The organism is Burkholderia sp. BCC1208 (assembly GCF_902833095.1).
Taxonomy (GTDB): Bacteria; Pseudomonadota; Gammaproteobacteria; order Burkholderiales; family Burkholderiaceae; genus Burkholderia.
The window spans coordinates 456,327-475,790 of sequence record NZ_CADFDY010000001.1 but is presented as its reverse complement, the minus strand read 5'-3'; the positions used below and the strand labels follow the sequence as shown (position 1 = coordinate 475,790).

19 protein-coding genes are annotated in these 19,464 nt (G+C 67.5%); 9 read left to right on the top strand and 10 right to left on the bottom strand.

Annotation, left to right across the window (positions count from 1 at the left end):
- Window positions 1-3: 3 nt before the first annotated feature.
- The 3 genes from HWX09_RS02160 to HWX09_RS02150 are packed head-to-tail and all read right to left on the bottom strand — an operon-like array spanning window position 4 to window position 4,031.
- Complete coding sequence (locus HWX09_RS02160; RefSeq protein ID WP_027784235.1) at window positions 4-207, bottom strand: DUF1656 domain-containing protein; 204 nt, start codon at window positions 205-207, stop codon at window positions 4-6.
- Window positions 204-2,408 (bottom strand): FUSC family protein, encoded by a 2,205-nt coding sequence (locus HWX09_RS02155; protein ID WP_027784236.1) that lies wholly within the window; start codon window positions 2,406-2,408, stop codon window positions 204-206. Before HWX09_RS02155 ends, HWX09_RS02160 begins: the two co-directional genes overlap by 4 nt.
- 15 nt (window positions 2,409-2,423) lie before the next feature.
- A complete protein-coding gene (locus HWX09_RS02150) occupies window positions 2,424-4,031 on the bottom strand; it encodes an efflux transporter outer membrane subunit (protein WP_080681330.1) in 1,608 nt (535 codons plus the stop codon).
- Window positions 4,032-4,188: 157 nt separating this feature from the next.
- On the opposite strand from HWX09_RS02150, the gene HWX09_RS02145 reads away from it, so the two are divergent.
- Together HWX09_RS02145 and HWX09_RS02140 are read left to right on the top strand one after the other, a co-directional pair.
- Complete coding sequence (locus HWX09_RS02145) at window positions 4,189-5,130, top strand: LysR family transcriptional regulator (protein WP_027784237.1); 942 nt, start codon at window positions 4,189-4,191, stop codon at window positions 5,128-5,130.
- A 117-nt stretch (window positions 5,131-5,247) separates the two neighbouring features.
- Window positions 5,248-5,400, top strand: a complete 153-nt coding sequence (locus HWX09_RS02140; protein ID WP_174429583.1) for a hypothetical protein — start codon at window positions 5,248-5,250, stop codon at window positions 5,398-5,400.
- Between the two features lie 58 nt (window positions 5,401-5,458).
- Here the strand turns inward: HWX09_RS02140 and HWX09_RS02135 are convergent, their stop codons facing one another.
- The 4 genes from HWX09_RS02135 to wrbA are packed head-to-tail and all read right to left on the bottom strand — an operon-like array spanning window position 5,459 to window position 8,764.
- The gene (locus HWX09_RS02135) at window positions 5,459-6,289 is read right to left on the bottom strand and encodes a metallophosphoesterase (protein ID WP_027784238.1); all 831 of its coding nucleotides are present in this window, start codon (window positions 6,287-6,289) and stop codon (window positions 5,459-5,461) included.
- 25 nt (window positions 6,290-6,314) lie between these two features.
- Window positions 6,315-7,736: an FAD-binding oxidoreductase gene (locus HWX09_RS02130; RefSeq protein ID WP_027784239.1), complete on the bottom strand. Its 1,422-nt coding sequence runs from the start codon at window positions 7,734-7,736 to the stop codon at window positions 6,315-6,317.
- Between the two features lie 18 nt (window positions 7,737-7,754).
- On the bottom strand, window positions 7,755-8,147 hold the full coding sequence (locus HWX09_RS02125; protein ID WP_027784240.1) for a DUF2069 domain-containing protein: 393 nt from the start codon (window positions 8,145-8,147) through the stop codon (window positions 7,755-7,757).
- A complete protein-coding gene (gene wrbA / locus HWX09_RS02120; protein ID WP_027784241.1) occupies window positions 8,144-8,764 on the bottom strand; it encodes an NAD(P)H:quinone oxidoreductase in 621 nt (206 codons plus the stop codon). Before wrbA ends, HWX09_RS02125 begins: the two co-directional genes overlap by 4 nt.
- A 143-nt stretch (window positions 8,765-8,907) precedes the next feature.
- Here wrbA and HWX09_RS02115 point away from each other — a divergent pair, with 143 nt between their 5' ends.
- On the top strand, window positions 8,908-10,236 hold the full coding sequence (locus HWX09_RS02115; protein ID WP_027784242.1) for a YihY family inner membrane protein: 1,329 nt from the start codon (window positions 8,908-8,910) through the stop codon (window positions 10,234-10,236).
- Between the two features lie 16 nt (window positions 10,237-10,252).
- Here HWX09_RS02115 and HWX09_RS02110 read toward each other — a convergent pair whose 3' ends face one another.
- The gene (locus HWX09_RS02110; protein ID WP_027784243.1) at window positions 10,253-10,570 is read right to left on the bottom strand and encodes an Mpo1-like protein; all 318 of its coding nucleotides are present in this window, start codon (window positions 10,568-10,570) and stop codon (window positions 10,253-10,255) included.
- 157 nt (window positions 10,571-10,727) lie between these two features.
- On the opposite strand from HWX09_RS02110, the gene HWX09_RS02105 reads away from it, so the two are divergent.
- From HWX09_RS02105 to aroC, 3 genes are all read left to right on the top strand, one after another.
- On the top strand, window positions 10,728-11,183 hold the full coding sequence (locus HWX09_RS02105; RefSeq protein ID WP_027784244.1) for a CBS domain-containing protein: 456 nt from the start codon (window positions 10,728-10,730) through the stop codon (window positions 11,181-11,183).
- Window positions 11,184-11,325: 142 nt separating this feature from the next.
- Window positions 11,326-13,260, top strand: a complete 1,935-nt coding sequence (locus HWX09_RS02100; protein ID WP_027784245.1) for an MFS transporter — start codon at window positions 11,326-11,328, stop codon at window positions 13,258-13,260.
- Window positions 13,261-13,504: 244 nt separating this feature from the next.
- Window positions 13,505-14,605, top strand: a complete 1,101-nt coding sequence (gene aroC, locus HWX09_RS02095; RefSeq protein ID WP_027784246.1) for a chorismate synthase — start codon at window positions 13,505-13,507, stop codon at window positions 14,603-14,605.
- 149 nt (window positions 14,606-14,754) lie between these two features.
- Here aroC and HWX09_RS02090 read toward each other — a convergent pair whose 3' ends face one another.
- Window positions 14,755-16,428: an electron transfer flavoprotein-ubiquinone oxidoreductase gene (locus HWX09_RS02090; RefSeq protein ID WP_027784247.1), complete on the bottom strand. Its 1,674-nt coding sequence runs from the start codon at window positions 16,426-16,428 to the stop codon at window positions 14,755-14,757.
- Window positions 16,429-16,607: 179 nt separating this feature from the next.
- Between HWX09_RS02090 and HWX09_RS02085 the strand changes: the two genes are divergently transcribed.
- Together HWX09_RS02085 and HWX09_RS02080 are read left to right on the top strand one after the other, a co-directional pair.
- Complete coding sequence (locus tag HWX09_RS02085) at window positions 16,608-17,390, top strand: SDR family oxidoreductase (RefSeq protein WP_011545236.1); 783 nt, start codon at window positions 16,608-16,610, stop codon at window positions 17,388-17,390.
- Between the two features lie 32 nt (window positions 17,391-17,422).
- Entirely contained in the window at window positions 17,423-17,863 is a 441-nt protein-coding gene (locus HWX09_RS02080; RefSeq protein WP_027784248.1) for a thioesterase family protein, read from the top strand.
- A 127-nt stretch (window positions 17,864-17,990) separates the two neighbouring features.
- On the opposite strand, the gene HWX09_RS02075 is transcribed toward HWX09_RS02080, so the two are convergent.
- Window positions 17,991-18,536, bottom strand: coding sequence for a LuxR C-terminal-related transcriptional regulator (locus HWX09_RS02075; protein ID WP_027784249.1), 546 nt, complete (start codon window positions 18,534-18,536; stop codon window positions 17,991-17,993).
- 223 nt (window positions 18,537-18,759) lie between these two features.
- Here HWX09_RS02075 and HWX09_RS02070 point away from each other — a divergent pair, with 223 nt between their 5' ends.
- Complete coding sequence (locus HWX09_RS02070; protein ID WP_027784250.1) at window positions 18,760-19,464, top strand: CoA transferase subunit A; 705 nt, start codon at window positions 18,760-18,762, stop codon at window positions 19,462-19,464.

Genomic DNA, 19,464 nt, shown 5'->3' with positions numbered 1-19,464 from the left:
GAATCAACGGTAAACGGCAAGACTCAGTCCGCCGCAAATGCAGACGAGAAGGCAGGCCCGGAACAGCGACGGGTGCCAGACGAGACGGTAGAGGCCCGTATGGGCGAGCAGGCGGTCGACAGCCCAGGTCGCGATCGCGCCGAGGGCGAACATCAGCACCACCGTGGGCATGTAGGCATCGAGAATGGCGATTTCACGCGGCATCATGACGAGGCTCCTGGTTGGGGACGCACGGGGCGATTGCGGTTGAGCGGCTCGAGCGGCGATTCCGGGTCGAGCAGCGCGGTGCGCACGAAATGCAGGTGGCTCAGGATGCGCTGCAGCCGGTGGCGCTCGTCGCGCGACGGCTCGAATGCATCGAGCGTCTGCCGGGTCGCGTCGATCGCCGCGTTGGTCGCGGCGAGCGTCGCGTCGAAACGCGCGGCGCTCGGCTTCGAGAACAGCGCCGACAGCGCGGCGCGCATCGTCTCGATCGCGCGCCGCCACGGCATCGCGGGCGCATAGCGCGGGTCCGACGGCAGCGTCGCGAGTTCGTGACGCAGGTCGATCGTCGCGTTGCCGGCTTCGAGCACCGCGAACATCCAGCGCAGCGCGTCGCGCTGCACGTCGGGCTGGTCGGCCGACAGCGTGTGCGCCTGGTACATCAGATCGCGCGCACCGCTCTCGAAGCGCGTGCGCAAGCCCGCGAGCCGCGCGTGGCCGGCCGCGACGGCCTGGTGGCGCAGGTCCGCGAACAACCGCTTCTTGAGCCACGGCGCGGTCGGCGGGAACAGGACCGCGAACGCGATCGCCGACACCACCATCGACAGCACGAGCGCGAGCGAATCGTTCATGAAGCTGGTCGGATCGTAGTGCGTGATGTTGTCCGGGCCGGCGAGGAAGCTGAAGAAGATCAGGTAGCCCATCCCGTAGCCGGCGAGCTTCGGCTTCAGCGTCATGAAGATGCCGATCGCGAGCAGCGGCGCGAGCGCGACGCACAGCAGCGGAAAGCCGTCGATGTGCGGATAGATGCCGAACGTCAGCAGGAAGCCCGTGCAGACGGCGAGCGCCGTGCCCATGCCCATCTGCGCGGACATCGCGGTCGGGCGCGGCGTCGACGACGCGAGCGCGCAGGTGGCCGCCGCCGTCAGCGTCATCGTCACGCCGCTCGGCCACGCGGTCTCGATCCAGAACCAGCCGAGCACGAGGATCACGGTCGCGGTGCGGATCGCCGCGATCACCATCGCCGTCGCATTGGTGCGCGGCTCGTAGCGCTCGATCCAGCGCTCGCGCTCGTGCGTCGCGGTCGACAGCGACGCATAGGTGGCCGCGTACTCGTGCAGGTCGGTGATGAAGCGGTACAGCAGCTCGGCGGCCGTGTCGAAGTCGAGCAGCGGAAAGTCCGGCCGCGTTTCGAGTGCGGCGCGCGTCGCGCGGATGCGGCGCGGCAGCGCGTCGCGCCATGCGAGCAGTTGCGCCGCCGCGTGGCCCGCATCGTCCGACGTGCGCACCGGTTCGCCGGCGGGCGTCAGCAGCAGCGGTGCGATCTCGCGAAAGTACGGCTCGATCGCGTCGATCGCGGCCTGCGCGCCGGCCGCATGCAGCCGGTTCATCAACTGGTGCAGCGCATGGAACCGGCTCGACGCGCTCATGAACTCGCTGTTCAGCCGCGCGAGGCGTCCGCTGCGCATCCGCGTGTCCGGATCCTCGAACACGGCCATGCTGCGCGCGGCCTCGAACCCGACCACGTCGGCGACGAAGCGCGTATGGATGGTTTCGATATGCTCGCGGTCGAGCTGGCCCGACAGCGCCGCCGCGACGTAGTCGACGAAGCTGCCGAAGCGCTTGCGCACCGTCGTGCGCATCTGCTCGCCGGTGGTCTGCGGAAACACGAGGGCGCTGACCACGCCGGCCGACACGATTCCGACCATGATTTCGGCCACGCGCGTCATCGCGCTCATGAACGCGCCGTCCGGGTGCTGCGACGCGGGCAGCCCGATCAGCGCGGTCGTGTAGCCGGCCAGCAGGAAGCCGTAGCTGCGGAAGTTGCGGTTGCGCGCGGCGCCGGCCGTGCACAGGGCGACCCACAGCGCGACCGCCAGCAGGAACAATTGCGGCTGCTGCGGAAACAGCCCGACGAAGGTGAGCGTCGCGACCAGTCCGAAGATCGTGCCGGCGACGCGGTAGAAGCTCTTCGCGAGCACCGCGCCGCTTTGCGGCTGCATCACGATGAACACGGTCGTCATCGCCGTTTTCGGTGCGGGCAGGTCGAGCCGCATCGACACGCCGGTCGCGATGAACGCGGCGAGCAGCGCCTTGAACAGGTAGAGCCACGCGGCGCCGTCGGTGCGGGCCCAGTCGCCGAACGCGGCATACCAGGCCGCGAACGGGCCGCCGGCGGGCGTGGAAGCGGGGGAGGAGGCTGACATGGCGGGCGCTCCGCGTTACCGTGCGGCCGACGTGCCGGACGTGCCGGACGTGCCGGACGTGCCGGACGTCGTGCCGGACGCGCCGGCAGCGGCGAACGCCTCGGGCCGGGCAACGGCCGCCGCGGGCTTCGCGCCCGACGGGGCGGCGCCGCCGGCGGGTGGGTCCTCCGCCGGAACGTCTTTGCCCGTCTCGACTCCGCCGCCGAGCGCGGCCATCAACTGCGCGTGCGCGGCGAGGCGTTCCGCGTCGATGCGGGCGGCCGTTTCCTGCGCGCGCAGCAGCTGCTGTTGCGCGACCAGCACGTTCACGTAATCGGTCAGCCCACGGCGGAAGCCTTCGCGCGACAGTCGATAGCTGCGATCGTTGGCCGCCACCGACCGCGCGGCGTCCTTCTTCTGTGTATCGAGCGAGCGGATCCGCACGACCTGGTCGGCGATGTCCTTGAGCGCGCCGACGATCGTCTGGTTGTAGCGCTCGACCGCCTGATCGTAGCCGGCATTCGCGGCGCCGAGCTGCGCGCGCAGCCGGCCGCCTTCGAAGATCGGCAGCGACAGCGCGGGGCCGGCCGTCCAGCCGCCGTTCATCGCGCGCAGGAAGTCGGTGAACGGCGCGGTCACGCCGAAGCCGCCGACCGTCGCGAGCAGGTCGATGTTCGGGTAGAACGACGCTTTCGCGACGTCGATGCCGCGCGCCTGCGCGTCGACCGTCCAGCGCGCCGCGACCACATCGGGGCGGCGGCCGAGCAGGTCGGCCGGCAGCGCCGACGGCAATCCGGCCGGCGCATCGAGCGCAAGCTGCGGCCGCTTGATGGCGTCGCCGGCGCCCGGGCCCTTGCCGGCGAGGGCGGCAAGCTGGTGGCGCGCGAGCTGGATCGCTTCTTCATAGCTGTCGATCTGGCGTTCGTAGTCGGGCAGCGTCGATTCCGCCTGGCTCACTTCGAGCTGCGTGCCCAGGCCGGCCTGCAGCCGCTTGCGTGCGAGATCGGCGAGCGCGCGCTGGCGTTCGAAGGTTTCGTGGGCGAGATCCAGCAGCGCGTAGTTCATCGACATGCCGACATACGCGCGCACGACGTTGACCTCGAGTTCGAGCTTCGCCGCCCGTGCGTCGGCGGCGCTCGCATGCGCGGTGTCGAGCGCGCGCTCGGTCGCGTTCTTGTCCTTGCCCCACAGATCGAGGTGGTACGACAGGCCGAGCGTGCCGGTGTTGTTCCAGGTGTCGGCATTCGCGAGCGGGCCCGGGCCGTAGTACACGTTGTCCGGCCAGTGCTCGCGCATCAGCGACAGGTTGCCGTTGATCTGCGGCAGTTCGGCCGAACGCGCGACGCGCGCCATCGCCTGCGCTTCGCGCACGCGGGCCTCGGCGGCCGCGAGGGTCGGGTTGCCGGCCTGGGCGGCGGCGATCCACGCATCGAGCTGCGGATCGCGATACGCGCGCCACCAGTCGGCGGCGGGCCAGCCCGCGTCGCGGTCGGCCGCGCGGATCGCCGCGCCTGCGTCGAGCGCGTTCGCCTCGATGCGGGTGGACTGGGTCTTGTTGTCGCCCATGCTCGCGCAACCGGCCATTATTAATGAGACTGCAAGAACCGCCAGTGCGAGCGTCCCTTTTGTCGCCGGAGACTGCACGATTTTCTCCCTTTCGGATATAGATGAGTCGGAGGCGATTATATTTTTCAGCGATTCCTGAATAAACGGACAACGGTGCAAGTCATTTTTACGAATCCTGAGATAATATTTGTTCGACCCTGTGCAACAATCCCTCCGGATTCATGGGGGTAACAGGATGGATACGCTACAAAACATGCGGGTATTCGTCCGCGTGGTCGACGCGGGCAGCTTCACCGCGGCCGCCCAGCAGATGAATTCGACCACCGCCTACGCGTCGCGCGCGGTCTCGGATCTCGAGGCGCACCTGCGCACGCGTCTCCTGAACCGCACGACGCGCCGGATCGCGCTGACCGAAGCCGGCGAGCGCTATCTGCAACGCTGCGAACAGATCCTCGCGTACGTCGACCAGGCCGAAGCCGAGGCGGGCGACGCGCATGCGCGGCCGTCCGGCAAGCTGAAGGTCCATTGCTTCACGAGCCTCGGCCAGCACTATCTGGTGCCGGCCATCGCGCGCTACCGCGAGCGCTATCCGGACGTGCACGTCGAGCTGACGCTCGCGCAGCGGATGCCCGACCTGCTCGACGAGGGGTACGACGTCGCGATCGTCGTCGGCCGCGATCTGCCCGATTCGGGGCTCGTGTCGCAGCGGCTCGGCGAGAGCTATAGCGTCGTGTGTGCATCGCCGGGCTACGTCGAGTCGCACGGCGTGCCGCAGCGGCCGGGCGATCTCGCGCAGCACGTGTGCCTCGGGATGGTCGCGCCGGGCTTTCACTTCGACGAATGGGCGCTGGCGGGGCCGGACGGCGACGAGGTCGTGTCGGTCACGGCGTCGCCGTTCCGCGTGAACGTCGCCGAGGCGCTCGCGGTGGCCGTGCGGGAGGGGATGGGCGTCGGCGGGCTGCCGGTCTATTCGGCGATCGGCTGGCTGCGCAGCGGACACATCGTGCGCGTGATGCCCGAGTACCGGTCGCACGTGATGAACATCTACGCGCTGTATCCGTCGCGCCAGTACCTCGACGCGAAAATCCGGACCTGGGTCGATTTCCTGCGCGAAACGTTGCCGCTCACGCTCGAAGCCGACGAAGCCGCGCTCGAACAGTACACGCGTGCGACATGACAGCGCGGGCGACCGCAATCTGACGAGATTTGTCCTTCACGCAACATTTTTTTACGAACGTGTGTCAGACAGTTTGATACTGTTGGAATTAACGAGATACACCACACCGGAGTAGCAATGGATACGCACCTGATGATCGGCCTTGGCGTCCTGCTGGGCGCGGCTGCCGCCGCGGCGGCGACCCGCGACCTGCTGCGTGCGATGAAGGCGAAGGCGCAGATGAAGCCCGTGCCGGTCCGCGTGCGCGATCCGCGCCGCCCCGGCCGCTGATCCTGCCGTCGCGCTTCGGGCCGGCAAGGCCGCGCCACGCGGCCGCCCGGCCCGGCGCTCAGCCGAGCTCGACGACCTTGTCCCACGCGAACGCGGGGTTTTCCCATTCGCCGGTGCGTCGGTGAAGGTAGCCGCGCGGATTGCACACCACGCGCGTGCCGCCGTCCGCCGCGTAGTCGAATGACGTATGCGTGTGGCCGTGCAGCCACAGATCCACCGGCGGGCGCACCAGTTCCGCCAGGTCCGTGACGAACCCCGCCGACGCCAGATCTTCCGCATAGCGTTCCGCCAGCGAGCGCCGGTGCGGCGCATGATGGGTGACGACGATCGTCCTGCCGGCGAACGGCGCCGCCAGTTGCGCTTCCAGCCATGCGCGACCTTGCCGGTGCAGCGCGATCGCGTCGGCCGGCGCGAAATCCCGTTCCGCCGCGCCCGGTGCCGCATGCAGCGCCGCGTCGTGCGGCCAGGTCACCTGGATCAATCCCTTGAAATCGAGCATCACGCGCAGCCCCGCGTCGATTGCGCTCGCGACGCTGGCGTCGTCGGTGCCGAACAGCGAAAAATCGGTCCAGAGCGTCGTGCCGAGCACGCGAAAGCGCTGTTCGGGATCGATATAGACGCCGTTGTTCAGGTAATGCACGTTGTCGAGCGCTCGCGCCGCGTCGCGCATCGACGACTCCAGCGCGCCGAATTCACCGTCGTAATACTCGTGGTTGCCCGGCACGTAGATCACCGGCACCGCCAGGTCGAACGTTTCGGCGGCCCAGCGCAGGCCCTCCGCGTGGTTGTGGATGTCGCCGGCCAGCACGACGAGATCCGCGTCGGCATGCGGGATCGCGTCGGGCAGGTCGTTTTCGAGATGCAGGTCGGACAGAACGCGGACTTTCACGGGATTCGCTCCGGAGTAGGCGGCTTCAGCGCAGGACCTTGCCGGGATTCATCAGGCCGCGGGGGTCGAGCGCGGCCTTCAGCGTGCGCATCAGCGTTGTTTCGACCGGCGACTTGTAGCGCTGCGCGTCGTCGATCTTCAGCTGGCCGATGCCGTGCTCCGCGCTGATCGTGCCGTGGTGGCTGTGCACGTTGTCGTAGACGATCCGGTTGATCGGCGCCTGGAACGCGGCGAGGAACGCCTTCGCATCGCCGCCTTCGGGCATCTGCACGTTGTAGTGCAGGTTGCCGTCGCCGAGGTGGCCGAACGTGACCATGCGCGCGCCCGGCGCGGCCTGCTGGATCGCCGCGTCGGTCTCGTCGATGAAGCGTGCGATCGACGAGATCGGCACCGCGATGTCGTGCTTGATGTTGAGCCCTTCATCGGCCTGCGCGAGCGGGATGTGCTCGCGCAGGTCCCAGAACGCACGCGATTGCGCGAGGTTCTCCGCGACCACCGCGTCGACCACGAGCCCGGCCTCGAACGCTTCTTCCATCAGTTTCTCGAACAGCGCGCGCGCATGCGCTTCGCTTTCGTTGTCGGACAGCTCCAGCAGCACCGTTTGCGCATGGGTCTGCGCGAACGGGTAGCGCAGTTGCGGATAGTGCTTGCCGACCAGTTGCATGCAGAAATCCGACATCAGCTCGAAGCCGGTCAACAGCGGCCCGGCCGCGCGCTGCGCCAGCGCGAGGAAATCGAGCGCCGCGTGCGGCGATTCGAGCGCGGCCAGCGCCGTGACCTGTGCCGCCGGCAGCGGATGCAGCTTCATCACCGCCGCCGTGATGATCCCGAGCGTGCCTTCGGCGCCGATGAACAAATCGCGCAGGTCGTAGCCCGTGTTGTCCTTGCGCAGTCCGCGCAGTCCGTCCCAGATCTCGCCCTGCGGCGTCACGACCTCGAGCCCGAGGCACAGCTCGCGCGCATTGCCGTAGCGCAGTACCGCGGTGCCGCCCGCATTGGTCGACAGGTTGCCGCCGATCGTGCAGCTGCCTTCCGCCGCGAGGCTCAGCGCGAACAGCCGGCCGCCTTCGCGGGCGCGCGCCTGCACGTCGGCGAGGATCACGCCGGCTTCGACGGTGATCGTGTTGTTGTGCGGATCGAGCGCGCGCACGCGGTTCAGGCGCGCGACGCTCAGCACGGCCTGGCTGCCGCTCGCGTCGGGCGTCGCGCCGCCGGCGAGGCCCGTATTGCCGCCTTGCGGCACGAGCGCGACGCCGTGCGCGTTGGCGAGCTTCACGAGCGCCGCGACTTCGGCCGTGTTCGCGGGTTTCAGCACCGCGCATGCCGCGCCCTTGTAGCGGCGGCGCCAGTCGGTCAGGAACGGTTCGGTATCGTGCGGATCGGTCAGCACGTGGTCGGCGCCGATCGCGTCGCGGCACGCGGAAACGAAAGCTTCGGAGGACATCATCACCTTGTCGCGTAAGGGTCAGGACGTGGCGCGCGGTTTTTTCGCCGCGCGCTTGAACGGCGCGACATAAGCCAGCGCCGCCACGAAGAAGCCGACGGCAAGCGCGGTCTCGCACCAGCCGAGCGTCGCGGACAGCCCGCGATCGGACATGCCGCGCACGATGCCTTCGGCAAGATAGACGAGGATCAGCATGCTCGCCCACTGCATCGTATAGATGTTACGCCGCCAGACGCCGGGCAGCGCGAGCGCGAGGGGCACGGCCTTGAGCATCAGCGCGGAGCCGCCGGGGCGCAACGGCGCGAGCCACAGCTCCCACGCGAGCGACAGCGCGATCAGCGCGACGAGACACGCGGCGGCGGCCAGCGCATAGCGCGGCCGGGCCGCGACGGCGGGGCGGGCGGGGGTGTTCATGCCGCCTCGGCGGCCTGGGCGCCGGCGAGGGCCGCGGCGGCGCGCGCGAGCCGTACGCCGAGCGCGGCCGCGAGCGCCTTCTCGTCCGCCGACAGCCCGCCGGGCGCCGAGCGATCGTGCTGCGCGACGTGCGACGCGCCGTACGGCGTGCCGCCGGTACGCGTCGTGCTGAGGGCGGATTCGGTGTAGGGGATCCCCACGATCATCATCCCGTGATGCAGCAGCGGCAGCATCATCGACAGCAGCGTCGATTCCTGGCCGCCGTGCAGGCTGCCCGTCGACGTGAACACGCTCGCGGGCTTGCCGGTCAGCGCGCCCGACAGCCATTGCGGCGTCGTGCCGTCGAGGAAATACTTCAGTGACGCGGCCATGTTGCCGAAGCGGGTCGGCGAGCCGAGCGCGAGGCCCGCGCATTCCTCGAGGTCGCGCAGTTCCGCGTACGGCGGGCCGTCGGCCGGGATGTCGGGGGCGGTGGCTTCGCAGACGGCCGACACGGGCGGTACGGTGCGGATGCGGGCCTGCATGCCCGGCACGCTGTCGATGCCGTTCGCGATCGCGAGCGCGAGATCGCGCGTGGCGCCGTGCCGGCTGTAATAGAGGACGAGGATGTCTTTCATGGGCGACGGAGCCGCGTGCGGCCGCGCGCGTGCCCGGTGCAGTCGGCCCCTGCTGGAATCGAGCGGCTATTATAGGGGCTGAAGCCGTCGCGCAGCGCGGCGGCGGCGCGCCGTGACGCGCAGCATCAGGAAGGAGAAGCCGTTTGCCGAAGTTGAGCGTGGATTTCGTCACCATCAAGCGCCTCGCGCAGTTCGCGGCCCGGCGTAGCGCCGAGGATCGCATCCCGCAAGTGGCGGGCAGCCTGACCTTCACGACGATGCTGGCGCTCGTGCCGCTCGTGACGGTCGCGTTCGCGCTGTTCACCGCGTTTCCGATGTTCGCGTCGTTCCAGATCTCGCTGCAGGGGTTCCTCGCGGATCACCTGATGCCCGCGCAGTTCAACATCCAGATCTTCAAGTACCTGAACCAGTTCGCGGCGAAGGCCAAGGGGCTGACGACGGCCGGCCTGATCGTGCTCGTCGTCACGTCGGTGATGACCATGATGACGATCGAATCGGCGTTCAACCTGATCTGGCGCGTGCGCAAGCCGCGGCCGTTCGCGCAGCGCGTGCTCGCGTACTGGGCGCTGATCACGCTCGGGCCCTTGCTGTTCGGCGTGAGCCTGTCGATCTCGTCGTACCTGTTCACGCAGTCGCTCGCATTCACCGGCGCGGCGTCGTCCACGTCGATCGTCGAGTGGCTGCTCGCGCTCGCGTCGCTGCCGCTGACGGTGCTCGCGTTCACGCTGCTGTACGTGTACCTGCCGAACTGCGCGGTCGCATGGCGCGACGCGGTGATCGGCGGCTTGTTCGCGGCCATCGCGTTCGAACTCGCGAAGCGCGGCTTCGGCTACTACGTCCGGCGCATTCCGACCTATACGGCCGTCTATGGCGCGTTCGCGGCGCTGCCGGTGTTCCTGCTGTGGGTCTATTTGAGCTGGTTCATCGCGCTGCTCGGCGCGATGGTGGCGTCGGCGCTGCCGGCGATTCGTGTCGGCCAGTTCCACCGCATCCACTATCCGGGCAGCGACCTGCTCGACGCGCTCGAACTGCTCGCACGGCTGGCCGAAGCGCGCGCGGCCGGCAAGCGCGGCCACACGGCGATGTGGCTCGCGACGATGCTGCGCTGCGACATGGAAACCGCGCAACGGTTGCTGACGACGATGGAGGAGCGGGAATGGGTGGCGCGGCTCGACGGCGACGGCGAGGCCACGCCGCGCTACATCCTGCTCGCGAACCCCGAACAGTTGACGCTCGCGCACCTGTTCGACGTGCTGGTGATCGATCGGACGGAGCTGACCTACCAGCTCCAGCGGCGCCGCAGCCACGTCGACGGCGCGGCGCTCCTCGCGGTGCTGTCGAGCGACCGGTTCGACGTGACGCTCGCGTCGCTGATCGCCGCGCACCGGCTCGCGGGCGCGCAGCCGGCCGGGAGCGCCGGTCCGGCGCCGGGCGTGGCCGACCCGCACGCGCGGCCGCCGCGGCCAGCGTGAAGGCGGGGCGGGCAGGTTACAGCGGGATCTTGCCGGTGCAGATGTCCTTGAACATCACCCAGTCGCCCATCAGGCTGTAGATCGGGTGCCGGAACGTGGCCGGGCGGTTCTTCTCGAAGAAGAAGTGTCCGACCCACGCGAACCCGTAGCCACAGACGACCGCCGCCGGCAGCCACGGCCAGTCGCCCGTCGCGACCGCCATCGCGACGCAGCCGATCACGCCGAGCGAGCCGATGAAGTGCAGCCGCCTCGACGTCAGGTTCTGGTGCTCGTTCAGGTAATACGGGTAGAAGTCAGCGAAGCTGGCGAATTGCTCCGTATGCGTATGCGCCATGGCCGTCTCCTCGGGCCGCCGTTCATGAGGCCATTGTGCGGCCGGCGGCCCGCGTCCGCAAGCGGCGGCGGACCGCCGCGCCGGCCCGTGCTTTCCTTTTGACAGGCTTTCCGATAGGATCGAAAGAGATTTTGCATTCAAGCATGAGGGGACTACGATGCGCGTCAGCGATATTCTGAAAGTGAAGGGCAACACGCTGTTTACGGTGACGCCCGATATGCCGCTGCGCGAAGCGGTCGATACGATGGCCGAACACGACATCGGTTCGCTCGTCGTGATGGAGTACGGCGATCTCGTCGGGATGCTGACGTTTCGCGAGATCATCCTGCGTCTGCACGTGAACGGCGGCGCGATCGGCGACGTGCAGGTGCGCAAGGTGATGGACGAGCCGCTCACGTGCACGCCGGAAACGGACGTCAACGAAGTGCGCCGGATGATGCTCGAGCGTCACGCGCGTTACATGCCGGTGCTCGACAAGAAGGTGTTGATGGGCGTCATTTCGTTCTACGACGTCGCGAAGACGGTCGTCGAGGCGCAGAGCTTCGAGAACCGGATGCTGAAGGCGTACATCCGCGACTGGCCGGAATCGGAAGCCGAAGCGCACAAGCCGTGAACCATGCCGCGCCCGGCACCTCGATGCATGGGCGCCGCCATCCGGCATGCGGCGGCGCAGGTTTGACCTGCGCCGCCTTTTTTTCAACGACAACAACACGAGGCCCGCGCAGCTTCGCCCAGACGATGCGCGCGTATTCCGCATGAGCGATCACACGCAAGCCACTTCCGGGCGGCGCGACGAACGGCGCGCGCACGCATCGCAGTTCGACCTGCTGCGCGAGCGCCGCTTCGCGCCGTTCTTCACGACCCAGTTCCTCGGCGCGCTGAACGACAACGTCTTCAAGATCGGCTTCACGTCGCTCGTCACGTATCACACCGCGCGGTTCTCCGGCGTCGACGCGAAGACGGCCGCGTTCCTGATTTCCGCGATCTTCATCTTGCCGTTCGTGCTGTTCTCGGCGACGTCCGGCCAGATCGCCGACAAATACGACAAGGCGACCCTCACGCGCTTCGTGAAGTCCTTCGAGATCGTGCTGATGCTGGTCGGCGCGGCGGGCTTCGTCACGCACAGCGCGACGCTGCTGTATTTGTGCACGTTCATGATGGGGATGCACTCGACGCTGTTCGGGCCCGTCAAGTATTCGTACCTGCCGCAGCATCTCGGCGAACACGAGCTGGTCGGCGGCAACGGTCTCGTCGAGATGGGCACGTTCATCGCGATCCTGATCGGCACGATCATCGGCGGCGCGGCGGCCGGCATCGAAGGCAGCGGCGAGCGCATACTCGCGGTGAGCGTCGTCGTCATCGCGCTGGCCGGGCGGCTCGTCGCGCAGCGCGTGCCGTCGACGCCCGCGCCGCAGCCCGACCTCGTGATCAACTGGAATCCGGTCAGCGAGACCTGGCGCAATCTCGGCCTCGCGCGCCAGAACCGCACGGTGTTCCTGAGTCTGCTCGGCATCTCGTGGCTGTGGTTCGTCGGCGCGACGTTCCTCACGTCGTTCTTCAATTTCGCGAAGGACGTGCTGTCCGCGAGCCCCGACGTCGTCACGGTCCTGCTCGCGACGTTCTCGGTCGGTATCGGCCTCGGTTCGCTGCTGTGCGAGCGGCTGTCGCAGCGGCGCGTCGAGATCGGGCTCGTGCCGCTCGGTTCGATCGGCATCAGCGTGTTCGCGATCGAGCTGTATTTCGCGAGCCACGCGCTGCCGTCGCCCGGCCATCTGCTGTCGGTCGGCGAATTCCTGGCCGGTGCGCGCCACTGGCGCATCCTGGCCGACCTGTTCCTGCTGGCGATGTTCGGCGGCTTCTACAGCGTGCCGCTGTACGCGCTGATCCAGAGCCGCAGCGCGCCGACGCACCGCGCGCGGATCATCGCCGCGAACAACATCCTGAATGCGCTGTTCATGATCCTGTCGGCCGTGATGGCGATGGGGCTGACCAAGGCCGGCGTCGACATCCCGGGCCTGTTCCTCGTCACCGCGCTGCTGAACGTCGTCGTCGCGGGGTATATCTACCTGCTCGTGCCCGAGTTCCTGCTGCGCTTCGTCGCGTGGGTGCTCGTGCACACCTTCTACCGGATTCGCCTCGTGCACGCGGAGCGGATCCCGGCGGAAGGGGCCGCGGTGCTCGTGTGCAACCACGTCAGCTACGTCGATGCGCTCGTGCTGGCCGCCGCGAGCCCCCGCCCGATTCGTTTCGTGATGGATCACCGGATCTTCAAGACGCGCTTCGCGAGCTGGGTATTCCGGCATGCGAAGGCGATCCCGATCGCGCCGCGTCACGAGGATCCCGCGATGCTCGCGCGCGCGTACGACCTGTGCGAGGCCGCGCTGAAGGACGGCGAACTCGTGTGCATCTTCCCCGAGGGCAAGCTGACGAAGACGGGCGACATCAACACGTTTCACCACGGCATCACCGAGATCCTGAACCGCACGCCGGCGCCGGTGATCCCGATGGCACTACGCGGGCTGTGGGGCAGCTATTTTTCGCGGCATACCGATGCGCGGATGCCGCGTCCCATCAAGCGCGGCATGATGAGCCGGCTGACGCTGGCGGTCGGTGAGCCGATCCCGGCGTCGGTTGCGACGCCCGAGTCGCTGCAGGCGGCGGTGACCGAGCTGCGCGGCGCGCGGAAGTAGAAGGGCGCCCGGCCCGATAGCGCACGGACATTCGGCTGCGTCCGGGCTGGAACGGGCGTCCGGTCGCGCCCTCCGGGGCCTTGCTTGCACACACGCCTGCGCCCAGCCGGCGGTCAGGCGGCCCGCCGGCCCGGGACGGCTGGCATAATAGCGGTTTACCTCTTTTCTCGACCGGCAAACGATCGACCTGCCTGCGGCCCCGGCAGCGCATCGGTTTGCCCATTTCTCTTTGGGCGGTTCCATCATGTCCGGCAATACCCTCGGCACGCTTTTCACTGTCACGACCTTCGGCGAATCGCACGGTCCCGCGATCGGCTGCGTGATCGACGGCTGCCCGCCGGGGATGGGGCTGACCGAAGCCGACATCCAGGCCGAGCTCGATCGCCGCAAGCCCGGCACATCGCGGCACGTGACGCAACGGCAGGAGGCCGACGAGGTCGAGATCCTGTCGGGCGTGTTCGAAGGCGTGACGACCGGTACGCCGATCGCGCTGCTGATCCGCAATACCGACCAGCGCAGCAAGGACTACGGCAACATCGTCGAGACGTTCCGTCCCGGCCACGCCGACTACACCTACTGGCAGAAATACGGCATTCGCGACTACCGCGGCGGCGGCCGTTCCTCGGCGCGCCTGACCGCGCCGATCGTCGGCGCCGGCGCGGTCGCGAAGAAGTGGCTGCGCGAGCGCTTCGGGGTCGAGGTGCGCGGTTACATGAGCGGCCTCGGCGAAATCGACGTGCCGTTCGTCGACTGGTCGCACGTGCACGAGAACCCGTTCTTCTCGCCGAACGCGGCGGTCGTGCCGGAGCTCGAGGCGTACATGGACGCGCTGCGCAAGGAGGGCGATTCGATCGGCGCGCGCATCGACGTCGTCGCGTCGGGCGTGCCGGTCGGCTGGGGCGAACCGGTGTTCGACCGGCTCGATGCCGATATCGCGAAGGCGATGATGAGCATCAATGCGGTGAAGGGCGTCGAGATCGGCGCGGGCTTCGACAGCGTCGCGCAGCGCGGCTCGGTGCACGGCGACGAACTGACGCCGGCCGGCTTCGTCGGCAACCACGCGGGCGGCGTGCTCGGCGGGATTTCGACGGGGCAGGACATCACCGTGTCGATCGCGATCAAGCCGACGTCGAGCATCCGCACGCCGCGCCGTTCGATCACGAAGAGCGGTGAGGCGGCGACGGTCGAAACCTTCGGTCGCCACGATCCGTGCGTCGGCATTCGTGCGACGCCGATCGCCGAATCGATGCTCGCGCTGGTGCTGATCGACCATGCGCTGCGTCACCGCGCGCAGTGCGGCGACGTCGAGACGCCGACGCCGAAGATCGCCGCCAGCGCGACCTGATACGAGCGGGCGGGGCGCGGCGTGCGCCATCCCGACCGTCGAACGACGAATGCAAGAGGGGCGCTGCGTGATGCAGCGCCCCGTTTCGTTTGCGGCAGTGTGTAGCGACCAAACAAAACGCGCCGCTCGTGGCGGCGCGTTCCGGCAGGTTACATGTTCGGGTAATTCGGCCCGCCGCCCCCTTCGGGCGTGACCCACACGATGTTCTGCGTCGGGTCCTTGATGTCGCAGGTCTTGCAGTGCACGCAGTTCTGCGCGTTGATCACCAGGCGATCGCCGCCGTCGTCGTTCTTCACGAACTCGTACACCGCCGCCGGGCAGAACCGCGCCTCCGGCCCCGCGTACGTGCGCAGGTTCACGTTCACCGGCACGCTCGCATCCTTCAGCGTCAGATGCGCCGGCTGGTTCTCCTCGTGGTTCGTGTTCGAGATGAACACCGACGACAGCCGGTCGAACGTCAGCTTGCCGTCCGGCTTCGGATACGCGATCGGCTCGCACTGCGACGCCGGCTTCAGCATTTCGTGATCCGCATGCTGGTGATGCAGCGTCCACGGCACGTTGCCGCCCATCACTTTCTGCTCGAGTCCGACCATCAGCGTGCCCAGGTACAGCCCCTTGGCCATCCACTGCTTGAAGTTGCGCGCGCGGTACAGCTCCGTGTACAGCCACGATTGCTTGAACGCATCCGGATACGCGTTGAGTTCGTCCGACTGGCGGCCGGCCTGCACCGCGTCGAATGCGGCGTCGGCCGCCAGCATGCCGGTCTTGATCGCCGCGTGGCTACCCTTGATCCGCGATGCGTTCAGGAAGCCCGCGTCGTCGCCGATCAGCGCGCCGCCCGGGAACACCGTCTTCGGCAGCGACAGCAGGCCGCCGGCGGTGATCGCGCGCGCGCCGTACGACACGCGCTTGCCGCCTTCGAGGAACGCGCGGATCGACGGATGCGTCTTGTAGCGCTGGAATTCCTCGAACGGCGACAGGTACGGGTTCGTGTAACCCAGGCCCACCACGAAGCCGACCACGACCTGGTTGTTGTCCATGTGATACAGGAACGAGCCGCCGTAGGTATCGGACTTCAGCGGCCAGCCGGCCGTGTGGATCACGAGACCCGGCTTGTGCTTCGCGGGATCGATTTCCCACAGTTCCTTGATGCCGATCCCGTACGCCTGCGGATCGGCGTTCGCGTCGAGCTTGAACTTCGAGATCAGCTGGCGGCCGAGGTGGCCGCGGCAGCCTTCGGCGAACAGCGTGTACTTCGCGTGCAATTCCATGCCGAGCTGGAAGTTCTCGGTCGGCTCGCCGTCCTTGCCCACGCCCATGTTGCCGGTCGCGACGCCTTTGACCGAGCCGTCGTCGTTGTAGAGGATTTCCGCGGCGGGGAAGCCCGGGAAAATCTCGACGCCCAGCGCTTCGGCCTGTGCCCCGAGCCAGCGCGTGACGTTGCCCAGCGAGATCACGTAATTGCCGTGATTCTTGAAGTTCTCGGGCAGCGCCCAGTTCGGCGTGGTCACCGCGCTTTTCTCGGACAGGAACAGGAAGCGGTCTTCCGTCACCTCGACATCGAGCGGTGCGCCCCGTTCCTTCCAGTCGGGAAACAGTTCGGTGATCGCGCGCGGGTCCATCACCGCGCCCGACAGGATGTGCGCGCCGATCTCGGAACCCTTCTCGAGCACGCATACGCCGATCTCGGTGCCTTTCTCGGCGGCCAGCTGCTTGAGCCGGATCGCCGCCGACAGCCCGGCGGGGCCGCCGCCGACGATCACGACGTCGTATTCCATCGATTCGCGCGGGCCGTATTGCTCGATGAGGCTTGCGGGGGTCATTGGCGTTCCTCTAACCGTTAGAATGCTTTTATTCGGGAGCGTATTGTCTGCGAAACGAAACGCTTGCCGCAACAACATGCAAGTAGATTAGCACGATCGTTCTATTTTTTGTGCTAGGGTAATGCCGCTCAGGCAGTGCCGCCTGGGCTGGCGAAACGATATCGAAAGGGGATGTGCAAATGGGTCGATCGATCAATCTGGAAGGCAAGGTTGCGCTGGTCACGGGCGCGTCGAGCGGCCTCGGGCAGCGTTTTGCGCAGGTGCTGTCGCAGGCCGGCGCGAAGGTCGTGCTCGCGAGCCGCCGCGTCGAACGCCTGAAGGAGCTGCGTGCGGAGATCGAGGCGGCGGGCGGTGCCGCGCACGTCGTATCGCTCGACGTGACCGACGTCCAGAGCATCAAGGCGGCCGTCGCGCATGCGGAGACGGAAGCCGGCACGATCGACATCCTCGTGAACAATTCGGGTGTGTCGACGATGCAGAAGCTCGTCGACGTGACGCCGGCGGATTTCGAGTTCGTGTTCGATACGAACACGCGCGGCGCATTTTTCGTCGCGCAGGAAGTCGCGAAGCGGATGATCATGCGCGCGAACGGCGGCGGCAACGGCAAGCCGCCGTGCCGGATCATCAACATCGCGTCGGTGGCCGGGCTGCGCGTGTTCCCGCAGATCGGGCTGTACGCGATGAGCAAGGCCGCGGTCGTGCAGATGACGCGCGCGATGGCGCTGGAGTGGGGGCGCCACGGGATCAACGTGAACGCGATCTGTCCGGGCTATATCGATACCGAAATCAATCATTACCTGTGGGAAACCGAACAGGGCCAGAAGCTGCAGTCGATGCTGCCGCGCCGGCGCGTCGGCAAGCCGCAGGATCTCGACGGGCTGTTGTTGCTGCTCGCGGCCGACGAGTCGCAGTTCATCAACGGTTCGATCATCTCCGCCGACGACGGTTTCGGCCTCGCCTGAGCGGGTGACATTCAGCAACAAAGAAGAGTGCAATGAGCGCAACAAGCGATTACTCCCCCGTTTTTGAGATGTCGATGCCGATCCGCTGGGGCGACATGGACGCGTTCGGCCATGTGAACAACACGGTCTATTTCCGCTACATGGAGCAGGCGCGGATTTCGTGGTTCGAGGCGCTCGGCATTGCCGGCGGCAACGGCGAGGGGCAGGGGCCCGTCATCGTCACGGCGTCGATGGAATTCCTCAAGCAGCTGCACTATCCGGGCGACGTGATCGCGAAGATGTCGGCCGCCAAGCCCGGCCGAAGCAGCTTCGACACCGGGTTCGAGCTCACGCGCGCGGACGATCCGCAGCACGTCTATGCGCGTGGCAACGCACGCTGCGTGTGGGTCGACTACGCGCTCGGCAAGTCGGTGCCGCTGCCGCAACTGCTGCGCGACACGATCGAGCACGCGCTCGCGACGAAAGTCGTCTGAGCGCGGCTGCCGGCAGGCCGGCACCGGGCGCCGGTGGCATGCCGTGCCTGTTGTTTCTCCGTTGTTTCCCCTGATCGGCCGCCATGTGCGGCCGATTGTCGTTCGAGCGCCGCCACGCGATGCGCGTTCACTGCCCGAGCAGGCGCTGGAGCAGCTCCGGCGTGTTGTTCGTCCCGTATTTACGCATCAGCCGGGCGCGGTAGATGTCGACCGTGCGCGAGCTGATGTCGAGCACGCGCCCGATCTGCTTGCTGGTCTTGCCGGTCGCGAGCTGGGCGGCGATTTCGCGCTCGCGCGGCGTCAGCTCGACCGCGACACGGCGCGTCGCGCTCAAGTCCTCGAAGGTCCAGACGCCGGCCGCGAGCGGCGCGGTGCGGTCGAGCGCGCGGCCCGTCACGTGGCACCAGAACAGCTCGCCGTCCGCGCGCTTCATGATTCTGTCATCCGAGTAGATGCCGTTCGCTGCCATCACGCGCGAGATGCGCTCGCCGATTCGCTGGAATTCGTCCGTCGACGGATAGAGCACCTCGTACGATTTCCCGATCAGGTCGCCCCGCGCGCACCGGAAGATCGACGCGAGCGCGTCGTTGCAGTCCTCGATCACGCGGTCGCGCGACAGCACGAGGCCGAGCGGCGCGAGGTGGAAGGCGGTCTGGTAATCGAGGTCGGGCATGGCGCGGGCAAGCGGAGGCAAATGCTTATGTATTTTTGCGTATTGTGCCGTATCGGCGTCACATCGTACCCTTTCGGGCATCTCGCGGCGGTTTGCCGCGACATAAAAACAGCGCGCCTCGACGCAGGTATCGCCGTGCATGCATAGAATGGTGCGGCGGGCTTGCGGCCCACAAGGGCGCGTGAACCGGTTTCGCTGGTTTCCATAGAGGAAGGGACAACAGATGAACAAAGTCTATCCAAGCGCGGCCGCCGCGCTGGAAGGGATCGTCCGTGACGGACAGACCTTCGCGGTGGGCGGCTTCGGCCTGTGCGGGATTCCGGAGGCGCTGATCGCGGCGTTGCGCGATACGGCCGTCAAGGGCATCACCTGCATCAGCAACAACGCGGGTGTCGACGGTTTCGGCCTCGGCCTGCTGCTGGAAACGCGCCAGATCAAGAAGATGATCTCGTCGTACGTCGGCGAGAACAAGGAGTTCGAGCGCCAGTACCTGGCCGGCGAACTCGAGCTCGAATTCACGCCGCAGGGCACGCTCGCCGAAAAGCTGCGCGCGGGCGGCGCGGGCATCCCCGCATTCTTCACGAATACCGGCTACGGCACCGTGATTGCGGAAGGCAAGGAAACGCGCCAGTTCGGCGATCGCCACTACGTGCTCGAGCCGTCGCTGACGGCCGACGTCGCGCTCGTCAAGGCGTGGAAGGCCGACAAGTCGGGCAATCTCATCTACCGCCGCACCGCGCGCAACTTCAACCCGATGTGCGCGATGGCCGGCAAGATCACCGTGGTGGAGGTCGAGGAGATCGTCGAGAACGGCACGCTCGATCCGGACCAGGTTCATACGCCGGGGATCTTCGTGCAGCGCATCGTGTTGAACGCGACGCCTGAAAAACGCATCGAACAACGCGTCATCCGCGCGAAAGGAGACTGA